Below are 12,053 nucleotides of genomic sequence, written 5' to 3'. Positions count from 1 at the left end.
CAAATGACACGCATCTCCTCCCTGCTCTGTCTGCTGCTCACTGCGGGCGCTCTTCACACGGCGCGCGCCGATGAACAGGTGTTCTTTCCTTTCGACGACGAGTCGATTCCCTGGAAGCACAACCTGCACGTGGATCTCGTGCAGGGCGAAAAGCATCCGGAGAACCCCGTGCTGCGCACAGGGCCGGAGGGTTCGCCCGATTTCGGCCATGCTGTCCTCTACGGCACCGTGCTGCATGACGGGAAGAAATTCCGCATGTGGTACCTCGGCATGATGCAGCGGAAGATTGAGAAGTACCAGGCTCCGGGATGGTGGAGGCCCATGTGCTACGCAGAGAGCACGGATGGCGTTCACTGGACGAAGCCCGAACTCAATCTCGTGGATCTCAATGGAAACAAGAAAAACAACATCTGCCTCATCGAAGGTGAGCCCTACTCGCTCACGCGGGTGAATGACTTTCTGACCGTGCTCTATGAACCCGAGGATCCGAATCCCGAACGCCGCTACAAATGTGCGTACATCGCACATCCCCCCTTCGAAGATGTGCGTGGCGGGCGCACACCGATTGGTCCCAATGAGTCCCGCTGGGGTGCCTTTGTCTGTGCGACGAGTGCAGACGGCCTGACGTGGAAAGTCGTGGGCGATCGCCCCATGAACAGCGCCGGCGAGCGGTTCGAGGTGAGCGGCCTCTATCGCTTCGGCAATTTCTACTATGCCACCGGACAACTCATCTCGCCGTGGACGTGGCACATGGATGGACGTGACATTGGCCGCGTGATGCTCGCCTACCGCTCACCTGATTTCGAACACTGGTCCCAGGCGAAGGCCACGTCATTCATGCGGCCCATCCAGTATGCGACTCATGAGAAGCCGCTTGAAGGTTCGCAGACGCACATGGGCGCCGGCATCTGGAATCGCGGCAATGTGCTCGTGGGCTTCTACGGCATGTGGCAGCACGGTCCGAAGGAGCGGCCCAAGGACAAGAATTACTTCTGGGGCATGCGCATGAGCCTTGGCATGATTGTGAGCAATGACGGCATCCGCTTCCGCGAGCCTGTGACGGACTTTGCCATGATTCCCCGTGGAGAAGAAGGCAAGGACTGGGACTGCATCTCCCTGTTGCAAGGCCATGCCTTTGCCAACGTGGGAGACAAAACCTACGTGTGGTATTCCCACTGGGACAATGAAGGCCAGTTCCGCAACATGGAGGTCGGCCTCGCCACCTGGCGGCGGGATGGATTTGGACATTTCACCCAGCACGTGCCTGCGACCGCCGCTCATTGTGTCACCAAGACCATTGCAGTCTCAGATGAAGCGCAGCCGGTGCACATCAATGTAGCTGGCGTGACATCAGAGTCCCCCATCACCGTGGAAGTGCTCGATGATCACGATCGTCCCCTGCCCGACTACTCCGGCGCGAACGCCGCTGTCATCTCTGAGGAGTCCCTGCATGGCGCCGTCACCTGGCCGAAGCTGAAGAGCAATGCATTGCCGAAGGGCAAGGCTGTCGCGCTGAGGCTCAATTTCCCAGCGAACAGCAAGGCAAAAATGTATGCATTGTACGTAGGACGCGCAAAACCGGCAGCACCCTAGCCGCCAGTCGTCTCCCGGTGATCGCTGCTCAGCGGAGCTGACCCAGCTTTCACCGGCCGTGGCAGGATGCAGTCTTTTGTCCCCATGCGGATGATTGACTTTTTGTGCTATTGCGGCGCTATTGAAGGAAGGTTTACCCACTTTCCTTCAGTGTCTCTCCTCCCATCTCCAACGGTCTTTGTTTTCAGTCACCCCAATCACGAACTGGCGGTCTACGGACTGGTCCAGCGCGTGAAGCCCTGGATGATTTTCCTGACGGATGGCGGCGGTGAAGACCGGGTGGAGCAGACTCGTCAGGGCCTTGCGAGAATCGGCCTCCTCGACCGCGCCCTGTTTCTGAACCACGCCGAGAAGGAATTCTACACCCGGCTGCTGCAGCGGGATGTCGCCTACTTCCAGGGCGTGGCAGACCAAGTGCGCGAAATCTTGAGAGAGAAGGGACCGGCCTGCGTGTGCTCGGATGCGATGGAGTTCTACAATCCTGTGCATGATCTGGCGATTCCCATCACGCGCTCCGCGCTCGCCGGCCTGAGCGGATGGACCCACTACGAGGTCCCCCTGGTACACCAAGTTCCCACCCGTGATGCGTCAGAGACGTATCTGGTGCAGCGCCTGCCCGTGGTGCTGCAGGATGGGTCAAAGGTGCATGCACTGAACGATGCTGAACTCGAGGCCAAGGTCTCTGCACGAGATGGAGTATACACCATCCTGGCGGATCAGTTCGGCACTGCGCTCACGGATCTCTCACGCGATCACCTGGGACATGAAGTCCTCGGCGAAACTCCTGCCAGTGGCATGCGTGAACCAGGCGCCGCCTACGTGCTGCGCTATGAATGGCGCGCGCACCTGCTGCTGGAGGAAGGCACCATCCGCGAAGCCATCACACTCGATGGTCATTTCCGTCCTGTGGCGGAAGGATTGCTCAGCCGGGCGGCCTGAAGCTTCACCTCCTTTGCCTGCCTAGGAGCGCCCTGCCGAGATCAGCCGGATCACTTCCATGAAGCGTGCGTGAATTTTTGCGGTGCCGAAGTGCTCACGAACATGCTGCCATGCCAGGGCTCCGAGTGTGATGCGCAGTTCCGGCTCCTGGACCAGCCTGTGCCATGCTGCAGCGTGAAGCGCGGGATCGAGCGACTCAAACAGAAGCTGGCCCGGCCCCGCGTGCTCCGTCTTACCGCCGCATTGATATCCCAGAATCGGCTTCCCAAACCAGCCTGCCTCAAAGATGGGAATGCAGGCCGCCTCGGACTCACTCATGGTGAGCAAGGCATCGCAGTGCCTCAGCCATGATGCCACCTGAGTGCGGTTCACTTCCGAAGTGAAGGTCACCATGCCTGCAAGCGCGTGTTCGTCGACCAATAGCTCCAGCTCCTGGATGTACCGCTCATGCAACGCATTCCGCGCTCCCACGAAATGCATGCTGATGCCGTCACCATAGGCGCGACGATAGTGTGCGAGAGCCGCCAGGCAGTGATGCAGCCCTTTGGAAGGCAACTGGCGACCGAGGACGAGAATTTTCAAAGACGCGCTGCTGCGCAGAAGCTCTACAGGAACGGGTCCCAATTGCAGCTCATCAAGTTTCTCCAAATCATGAAGAAACGGCAGATGCAACAGTTTCTCTGGAGGAGCTCCGCAGGCAAGCAGATCGCCCAGCGCTGAAAATGCGGGAGCGGTGAGATGCGTGGCGTGCGGAATGAGATCTGTCGTCTCGAACCGGCCTGCAATGGTCGGCTCGAGGTAGCCGGCAGGATACTTCAGGAACGTCTCTGACTTCGAAACATTGTGGTAGCGGAGCATCTTGCACCGCGCACGGCTGTGCTGCATGAGCCGCTTCCCATAGTCCCACGAAGTGCCGTGGTGGAGAATGAGGATGCCATTCTCCTCACGCACCTGCGCCGTGAGATCATCCAACGACGAGATGTGCTGAAGAAAGGACTCGTGCACCTCCTCCGCAGCAAGGTGTACGCGAAAGCCGGATTGCCTCAGGAGCCTGGCCATGGACAGCATCTCCTCGCTGGTCGGATCGAAGGGGCGGAAGAACTTCACGGCCAGCAGCACCGAGGACGGCGCGACCGAATAGGATGCAGCTCCAATCTGCGGGGACACATCATGGGAAAAGGGCGGCAACTCGGCCAGCGGCGGATGGCACCATCCGGCTCCCTGATGGGGACTCCTCTGCTTTGGCATTCCATCATCGTCATCAGCCGCAGCAACCTTCGCCCCACTTCCCGTACTGAGCCGGGCTACCTGGGCGGAAAGTTCGCGTGAATCACCGGGGGCCGCGAGCACACCGCTGGTGCGTAATTCCACCCGCACCTCCCTGCCCAAGTAGGGCCGGAGGTCGATTTCGGCGGACTGCCATTCAAAGGTGAGCTGCAGCGCTTTCACCTCGTTGCCCTGCACGAGAACGGTGAGCACATTTTGCACCACACCACTGCGAACCTCGATGTTGAGCGAAGGTGCGCCAACCTTCAACAGGAAGTCCGCACGCGTGCTCATCCACCGGATGCGTCTTCCGTCCGGCAGTGTTTCCAGCAGGTGGAAGCCCCTCACTTCGTGGTCAAAAGCGCTGGATTGAAGGTCGACGTACGAGGTTACCTGTTTCTCGCGACTGGCCGTCCACAGAACCTCACGACGCAACTGCCGCACCGCCTCCGGAAGGCTGTTGCTACTGCTGTTTGTTGCCTGATCCATCAAAGCTGCGTGTGGAAAGAAACCGCATAGTTGGCAAAGCCACAGGTCTGGCGCAAGTGGAAGGAGCAATTCCACACTCTCTCCCTGATGAACTACACGCCAAGCTCACGAGGATTTCGCTTCCACTCGCTGGGACTCACTCCGGTCTGTTGGCGGAACCAACGCGCGAAGTAGTTCGCGTCGAGTATGCCGATCTTCTCCCCCACCTCCTGAATGGTCAGATCCTCGGCCAGCAAGGCCACAGCGCGCTTCAGCCGTGTGCGAGAACGCAGCTGTCCCAGAGTGAGGCCACACTCGGTGCGCAGCAATCGATTGAGGTGATCATGCTGGTAGCCCGTGTGCTTGGAGATTTCTTCCAGGCTCACTTCGGCACCATCCTTCGACTCCAGCAGACGCTCCACACGTTTCGAGATGGAGAAATGTCGGGACGTGCTGAAACGATTCACCGGCGTGAGCCAGCCGATGGCCTTGAGCGCCATGTCCAGCACATCCAGCACCACGGCCGCCACGCGGAAGCTCATCTCACGCCGCTCAATCTGCTGATGGCGGAAGAGCGTGCTCAGACGCGCCTTGGTTTCGGCAAGCTGGTCCGCAGTAAGTTGATCGCAGGTGTGGGACACGCCCCGGCCCGTTCCCATTTCCACATCCAGCACCAGGCACAGCGGCGGTCGCGTCGCGTGCTGCTCAAAAGCGTGGGGTTTACCCGGAGGAATGTGAATCACCGTCCCCGGTCCCGCAGTGAAGAGTGTGCCCTCCACTCGCTGCTGGCCTCGTCCGTTCAGGTAGATGAGCACCTGGTCATGCTCATGGGAGTGCTCATTCCAACGTGCCTCGGGAAGATGCCGGTTCAGGCGCAGGCGCAGGATCTTGATGCCCGGCATTTGGAGATTGAGGTCCTGGATGAGTAGAGGACGGTAGTTCTTCATGCGGAGGCGTTCGGCTTAGTCTGCTATAGCACGAACAAACGGGAATGTCGAATTTGTGCTACTGAGTACGATCGCGTTCTACAGGCAGTCCATTAAGCTTGCTATATCATGAAGCCGCCCACACCGCTGTCCCGCTTCTGCATTCATACCATGACGACCAAGCCCTGGTCCCTGGAAGAGTGCGCCAAACACTACCCCACCGCGGGGGCCACCGGCATCACTGTCTGGCGGCAGCACCTGCAGGGTCAGGAGCCGCAAAAGGCAGGCGCCATGCTTCGTGATGCGGGTCTGGAGATTGTGAGCCTGTGCCGTGGTGGTTTCTTTCCCGGTCCCACATCGACACGTCGGGCGGCTGCGATTGACGACAACCTGCGAGCCATCGAAGAAGCACATGCGCTCGGCGCGCCACTGATCGTGCTGGTGTGTGGCGCCGTACCGGGACAACCCTTGGAGGAGTCTCGAAAGCAGATCGCGGATGGCATCGCCCGGGTGCTGCCTGTCGCGGTGCAGGCAGGAGTGAAGCTCGCCATCGAGCCGCTGCATCCCATGTATGCGGACGACCGCTCCGCAATCAACACCACAAAACAGGCCAATGACGTGTGTGACGCCCTCGGTTCTCCTGAAGGGCTGGGCATTGCCGTGGATGTCTACCACGTGTGGTGGGATGACGCTCTGGAGGCAAACATCAAGCACACCGCGGAGAAGAACCGCCTCTTCGCCTTCCACGCATGCGACTGGAAGACACCCACGACAGACATTTTGAACGACCGCGGTCTCATGGGAGAAGGCTGCATCCCGATTCGCAAGATCAAGGGCTGGGTGGAAGAAGCGGGCTTCACCGGACACAACGAGGTGGAGATCTTTTCCACGCGGTACTGGGGCATGGATCAGGGAGAATACCTTGGAATGATTGCCCAGGCATACCAGGAGCATGTTCACTGACGCGGGACGCCGCGGTCAGAGCATCCATCGAGAGACATCACACCCTATCACTCACTCGTTCGCACAACCTTTCATCCTCATTTATCACGCATGGAAACACGTAGAATCGGCATCATCATGAACGGCGTCACGGGACGCATGGGCACGAACCAGCACCTCATCCGCTCCATCCTAGCCATCATGCAACAGGGCGGCCTGAAGGTGAATGATGACCTCACCATCATGCCGGATCCGATTCTCACTGGTCGCAATGAGGACAAGCTGCGTGCACTCGCCCAAAAGCACGGAGTGGCGAAGTACACCACAGACCTCGATGCCGCACTGGCGGATCCCTCCTACGAAATCTTCTTCGACGCCTCCGGCACCCTCCAGCGCGCCGGCTTCGTGGAAAAGGCGGTGAAGGCGGGCAAGGCCATCTACTGCGAAAAGCCCACGGCGGTGGAAACTGCCGAGGCCATCCGTCTCGCCAAGGTATGCGAAGATGCAGGAGTGAAGAACGGCGTGGTGCAGGACAAGCTCTGGCTCCCGGGCATTCGCAAGTTCAAGGTGCTGCGCGACCAGGGATTCTTCGGCAAGATTCTCAGTGTGCGTGGTGAGTTCGGCTACTGGGTCTTCACTGGTCTGGATGAAGACCAGCCTGCTCAGCGCCCTTCGTGGAACTACCGCAAGGAAGACGGTGGCGGCATCATCGTGGACATGCTGTGCCACTGGCGCTACGTGGTGGACAATCTCTTCGGTGAAGTGAAGTCCGTGAGTTGCCTGGGCGCCACCCACATCCCAGAGCGCCGTGATGAACGGGGCAAGGTGTACCCCTGCACCTCAGATGATGCGTGCTATGCCACCTTCGAAACGGATGCTGGGGTGATCTGCCAGTTCAACAGCTCCTGGACCGTCCGCGTGCGTCGCGATGATCTTTTCACCATGCAGGTGGATGGCACGCACGGCTCCGCGATCGTAGGCCTGCGCAAGTGCTGGGTGCAGGCGCAGGGCACGACGCCCCGCCCCGTGTGGAATCCTGATATTGAGCAGCCCATCAATTTCTTCAATGGCTGGCAGGAAGTGCCCGATGCCACCACCTATGACAACGCCTTCAAGATCCAGTGGGAGCTGTTCCTGAAACACGTGGTCACGGACGCCCCCTTCCGCTGGACACTGCGCGAGGGTGCGAAGGGTGTGCAGCTCGCGGAGGCAGGTCTTGAGTCTTGGGAGAAGCGGAAGTGGATTGACCTCCCAGCGCTATAGCCCTCACGAGAAACGTGCAAAGTGCCTGCCAGGCTCAGGTGTTTTCTGCATGTCTCTGAAATCTGAATTTGCGATTAAAGCCACAGGCGTGCATGGAAAATGTTTCCATCGCGCCTGTGGTGCCTTCTAACTCTCAGCCCCACCCTCTTTCGCCCCCTGCTTCCTCATCGCTGTGGAAGCGGGTTGCCCTCGGTTGCTTCCTGGTCCTGGCTGCGCTCATCCTCACGCAGGACCTCACGGGCCGACTGATTGGGAAAAAACATCAGGTTAAACTCGCACCCGCGAGTCCGACGATGCCGGAGATGGCGAAGCCTCGCTACCCCTCGGGCATGCCCCAGGAGACACACCTGCTGCGTCAGGTTCAAATACGGGAAGACGGTAGGCAGCTTCGTGGCCCCTACCGCACCATGCAGGACACGCGGAGTGCCGGCCCCGGAAGCTACATGTTGGGCGACAAAACCTTCTGGGTAGTGCCCTTCAAGACTGAAGGAGACAAGCCTGCCGCGCGTCCACGCTACGAAGTCTGGATCCCCAAACCTGTGCCACATTGGCTGCGCTGGCCGGTGTATCTGGGACTCATCCTGCTCCTGAAGCCCAAGGTGCGGCAGTACTACCAGAACCATCCACTGGGGACCAACAAACTGCCCTATCTGGAGGCACTGCGGGGCATCGCGTGTCTGGTGGTGGTGGTGACCCATTTTGTCTGGCTCTTCTACCGGGAGATCAACCTTCCCATCGTGGAGGGCAAGACCTGGTATGATTTCGTCGCGCTGCACCGGAATGTGCCTTTCGCCTCACTGCTGAATGCCGGCGGCTTCGCCGTGGACACGTTCTTTGTCCTGAGTGGTTTTGTCCTGTTCCTTCCCTTCGCGGGAGCCACTCGGGTGGATGTCCGTCGCATTCTGGAGGCCATTGTGCGTCGTCCCGTGCGACTGCTCGGCGTGATGGCCCTCGTGATGCTGGCCGTCTGGCTTCTCCGGCAGAGCGGCATCTACTTTGAGAACAGTCACGTGCCGCCCAAGCATTGGACAGGCTTCCTGGGAGATTTGTTGATTCCGTACAGCACGGCCTCAGACTACTGCGGTGTCTTCTGGACGATCCGGTACGAGTTGTGGGGATCGTTCTTGATCTATGGATTCGCCTTGCTGCTGGGAGGAAGGTCTTTTCGCTGGTTCGCCTATCCCATCCTCATCTGGCTGCTAAGGTGGGATGGTTATGCGGGATTCGTTTTTGGAGCACTCCTCGCAGATCTTTTCAAAAGCTACACCCTGCCCACCTCATGGAACTGGGTGAAGGTGTGTGCACCCGCCCTGTTCACGGTGGGGTTGCTCATCGGCCTGCAGATGGATCACGACCACCTGCAGCAAGGTTTTGATGCCTGGCTCAGCCAATACATCCCGAATCTTCAACTTCTCTTTCCAAGCCGCAAACAGGGTCTGGTGGGTGCGGTGCTGGTGGTCTCAGCCCTGCTGCTTTCGCCCTGGCTGCAGCGCCGGCTTACGCATCCCTGGCTGAACTCTCTGGGTCGCCAATCTTACGCAGTCTACGGCGTGCACAACGTGATCATCTATGTGTTCTCGTGCTGGCTGCTCCTGGCCCTGGTACCGCTCGAAGCAGCCACTACCTGGTATATCCTGCCGAATGGCGGCTGGTATCATGTGGCGGTGCTGATTACCTTCGTGACCTATCTGGTTGCCACTTGGGGTGTCGCGCTGGCGGTGACGGCATTCGTAGACGAGCCTTGTATCCGGATTGCACAACGCTTCGGGAAATGGGTTGTCCGCAGGAAGGAAGTTCCACTTTCCACGACCGATTCCACCAGGGAAAAATCTACAATGACAACAGTGACAAGCGCAGTGGGAAGTCCAGACCGCTGAATCCCGGAAACACTTGGCAGCAACGCCACCCCACCGAGCTTCACCCACCGCCGGTGCCCTGCTCCCATGCTCCGGCAAGATGCCGAAGCTTCTCGGGATTCAACACAAAATACACCTTCTGCACGCGAAGATGATCGATATCGAAGGCAAAGGCGCCATAAATATCCCCCTGCGCTCGCAAAATCGCTCCCGCACGTCCATTCACTGTGGCAGCACGCCATTCGGTATCCTCCGGCAATCTTGGCCAGATGCCAGCCAGGAAGCGGCTCACGTGGTCGGCACTGCAAATAGGTCGACCCGCCGCCCTCACACGCCCACCTCCATCGCTATACAGGGTGGCGTCTTCTGTAAGCATGGATAGGAGTTCCTCAATCCGCCCCGTGTCCGCCGCGCGGAAGAACTGCTCCACCAGACGCTGCGCCTGCGCATTGGGTGTCAGGTTCGACTGGGGCCGTGCTTGAAGCTGGGCCTTTGCCCGGCGGACAATCTGTCGGCAATTCACCTCGCTCTTTCCAACGATGGCTGCGGTGTCCGCATAGTCGTAGTCGAAGACTTCGCGCAGGAGAAACGTGGCACGCTCCACCGGATCGAGCGACTCCAGCATCATCATGAAGGCCATGGTGAGCGAGTCCGACACAGCCGCGGCCTTGTCCGGCTCATTGCCACTTGCCTGCATCAGGGGCTCCGGCAGCCAGACGCCGTAGTACTCCTCGCGCTCACGGCGAGCCGAGCGCAGTTGATCAATGCACAGACGCGTCATGGTGGAGACCAGCCATGACTTGGGTGAATCGATGGCAGATGCATCTTGCTTTTGCCATCGAATCCAGACCTCCTGAACCATGTCCTCCGCTTCAGAAACACGACCCAGCATCCGGTAGGCAATACCGAAGAGGGTCTTGCGATGCTCTGTGAAGACTTCAAGCATGAGAGTCCAAGAGGACATCCAGACCCGGTCTTGTCCAGCGGCGGCTCATGATTTCATCGCACCCAATGCAAAGGCTGCCGCGGCCGCGGTGAACACCGAATAGTTCAGCGGCGCCTTCACCCCGAGCGCGAGTGTCATGGCCAATGCAAAGCTCAGCAGAAGCAACGCACTGCCGTATGCAGCGAGCCGGGTTTGCCAACCCGTCAACAGCCACAAAGCGAGGATGACTTCCGCTGCTGTCGCAAGAACGGCAGCCACTGACACAAGCCCCTTTGGCAGGAAGAAGAGCAGCGTCCCTGTGTAGTCCACAAACGGCTGCCACGATCCCCAACCCACATTGGGAGCTCCAGCAGGCCCGGTGAGACCGAAACGATCCGCCACCGCGGAGAGAAAGGCCGCTGCGAGGCTGACTCGCAGCGACCATTCGACCAAGGTGCTCACGGAGCGCGACTTCCCTTGCAGCATGGATTCAGTGTTTTCCATGACCTTCCAACGGTGTGGACAGCGGCGCTCCTTTGGGATTCACCACGAAAGCAATCACCACCGTGACGTTCGTGGCATCTGGATTCCTTGCTACCATGTGATAGCTGCCTGGCGGCTCAAAGAAGGTGTCACCGGCCTTCAGCTTGAGCAATGGCTCGTCCTTCAACTGAAACTCCAGCGAACCACGCTCCACATATCCGGTCACCATGCCGGGATGCACATGCGGAGGTGCTGAAGCGCCGGGCTGAAGCTCAATGCGCTTCACCAGCACTTCCTTGTCAGCGAGTTCAGGGTGGGCGCGTTTGAAAAGCTCTTTAATCTCCACGGGCTCTTTGTCCGCAGCATTCACTGCGAGAGGTGTCGTGAGGTTGAGTGCCAGCAGGGTCGCGGCAAGAAGGAGGGTTGGTTTCATAATAGTGGGGTCACTGAGTTTCGATTATCTGGTCGTGATGCATTCACTTCGCTGTGACTGCCTGGGAAGCGAGCCACTCGTCATATCTCACGCTGCCAAGCCTGGCTTCTCCCAGCGGCACCAGAGACTTGTCATCAATCTTCACACCGAAGTATGCTGCATTGGCATCCTCGATGACTTCGCGTTTGTCTCCTTGTGCAGCGAGATGTTTGCGCACGAGTGTGGCCATGCCTACACGTTCCGGTCCGGCGACATCAGAGATGCCATTTGTTGGTCCGGAAAGGGCAGCGTCAGCGACGGCCGCACTTACATCCGCCGCCGCCATGGGTTGGAAGGGCTCCGGCGTGGCGCGAATGGAGTCCCCGTTGGCAAAGGACTGCGCAATGGCGGCCACAAATTCAAAGAATTGGGTCGCACGTACAATGCTGAACGGAATACCCGACGTCTTGATGAGGTTTTCCTGGGCCAGCTTCGCACGGAAGTAGCCGCTTTCCTGAAGCCGATCCGTGCCCACCACGGAAAGGGCCACATGGTGCTTCACCCCTGCGGCAGCCTCCGCAGCGTGGATGTTGCGACCGGCTGTTTGGAAGAACTCCAACACAGCCTTCTCTTCGAACGACGGCGAGTTCGTCACATCCACGACGACCTGGGCACCATTGAGCGCGTTGGCGAGGCCTTCACCAGTGAGAATATTCACCCCTGTGGAGGGAGACGCCACAACCACGTCATGCCCCTTCTTTTGAAGAAGTCTCACCACTTCCTTTCCAATCAGTCCGGTCCCCCCGATCACCACGATCCTGAGCGCCTGTCCATCATTCCCCTTTGAGCTGTCATTTGTAGTGTTCATCACCAGTGCTGACGATCCAGCGCTCCGGCCTGTGACAGAATCCCAAAAAAACTTCGCGCCAGGGATGACGGCTCTGGAATGCGTACATCCAGCCAGCCAGCGAAGACCCGGC

The 12,053-nt window shown here is 59.2% G+C and carries 11 protein-coding genes; 5 read left to right on the top strand and 6 right to left on the bottom strand.

What is annotated here, in order from left to right; all coding sequences use genetic code 11:
• Window positions 1-3 precede the first annotated feature (3 nt).
• Together DES53_RS07705 and DES53_RS07700 are read left to right on the top strand one after the other, a co-directional pair.
• On the top strand, window positions 4-1,593 hold the full coding sequence (locus DES53_RS07705) for a glycoside hydrolase family protein (protein ID WP_113957649.1): 1,590 nt from the start codon (window positions 4-6) through the stop codon (window positions 1,591-1,593).
• Between the two features lie 150 nt (window positions 1,594-1,743).
• Window positions 1,744-2,532 carry a hypothetical protein gene (locus DES53_RS07700; protein ID WP_113957648.1) on the top strand — a complete coding sequence of 263 codons (789 nt, stop codon included), beginning with the start codon at window positions 1,744-1,746 and terminating at the stop codon, window positions 2,530-2,532.
• Window positions 2,533-2,553: 21 nt separating this feature from the next.
• Here the strand turns inward: DES53_RS07700 and DES53_RS07695 are convergent, their stop codons facing one another.
• Both DES53_RS07695 and DES53_RS07690 read right to left on the bottom strand, forming a co-directional pair.
• A complete protein-coding gene (locus DES53_RS07695) occupies window positions 2,554-4,287 on the bottom strand; it encodes a glycosyltransferase family 4 protein (RefSeq protein WP_113957647.1) in 1,734 nt (577 codons plus the stop codon).
• Window positions 4,288-4,379: 92 nt separating this feature from the next.
• A complete protein-coding gene (locus DES53_RS07690; protein WP_113957646.1) occupies window positions 4,380-5,213 on the bottom strand; it encodes a helix-turn-helix transcriptional regulator in 834 nt (277 codons plus the stop codon).
• 108 nt (window positions 5,214-5,321) lie between these two features.
• Here DES53_RS07690 and DES53_RS07685 point away from each other — a divergent pair, with 108 nt between their 5' ends.
• The 3 genes from DES53_RS07685 (at window position 5,322) to DES53_RS07675 (ending at window position 9,274) form a co-directional block, all read left to right on the top strand.
• Window positions 5,322-6,155, top strand: coding sequence for a sugar phosphate isomerase/epimerase family protein (locus DES53_RS07685; protein ID WP_245958114.1), 834 nt, complete (start codon window positions 5,322-5,324; stop codon window positions 6,153-6,155).
• Window positions 6,156-6,245: 90 nt separating this feature from the next.
• The gene (locus DES53_RS07680) at window positions 6,246-7,397 is read left to right on the top strand and encodes a Gfo/Idh/MocA family protein (RefSeq protein WP_113957645.1); all 1,152 of its coding nucleotides are present in this window, start codon (window positions 6,246-6,248) and stop codon (window positions 7,395-7,397) included.
• Window positions 7,398-7,489: 92 nt separating this feature from the next.
• A complete protein-coding gene (locus DES53_RS07675; protein WP_113957644.1) occupies window positions 7,490-9,274 on the top strand; it encodes an acyltransferase family protein in 1,785 nt (594 codons plus the stop codon).
• Window positions 9,275-9,314: 40 nt separating this feature from the next.
• On the opposite strand, the gene DES53_RS07670 is transcribed toward DES53_RS07675, so the two are convergent.
• From DES53_RS07670 to DES53_RS07655, 4 genes are read right to left on the bottom strand one after another with little or no spacing between them, the layout of a single operon-like run.
• A complete protein-coding gene (locus DES53_RS07670) occupies window positions 9,315-10,199 on the bottom strand; it encodes an RNA polymerase sigma-70 factor (RefSeq protein ID WP_113957643.1) in 885 nt (294 codons plus the stop codon).
• A 45-nt stretch (window positions 10,200-10,244) separates the two neighbouring features.
• Window positions 10,245-10,682: a DoxX family membrane protein gene (locus tag DES53_RS07665; protein WP_211325481.1), complete on the bottom strand. Its 438-nt coding sequence runs from the start codon at window positions 10,680-10,682 to the stop codon at window positions 10,245-10,247.
• The gene (locus DES53_RS07660; RefSeq protein WP_113957642.1) at window positions 10,669-11,094 is read right to left on the bottom strand and encodes a cupin domain-containing protein; all 426 of its coding nucleotides are present in this window, start codon (window positions 11,092-11,094) and stop codon (window positions 10,669-10,671) included. The genes DES53_RS07665 and DES53_RS07660 overlap by 14 nt, the downstream gene beginning before the upstream one ends.
• A 43-nt stretch (window positions 11,095-11,137) precedes the next feature.
• Window positions 11,138-11,941 carry an SDR family oxidoreductase gene (locus DES53_RS07655; protein WP_113957641.1) on the bottom strand — a complete coding sequence of 268 codons (804 nt, stop codon included), beginning with the start codon at window positions 11,939-11,941 and terminating at the stop codon, window positions 11,138-11,140.
• Window positions 11,942-12,053 lie beyond the last annotated feature (112 nt).

Source organism: Roseimicrobium gellanilyticum, assembly GCF_003315205.1.
In the GTDB taxonomy this organism is placed as follows: domain Bacteria; phylum Verrucomicrobiota; class Verrucomicrobiia; order Verrucomicrobiales; family Verrucomicrobiaceae; genus Roseimicrobium; species Roseimicrobium gellanilyticum.
The sequence above is the reverse complement of the archived record's forward strand: the minus strand, read 5'-3'. Positions and strand labels throughout refer to the sequence as shown.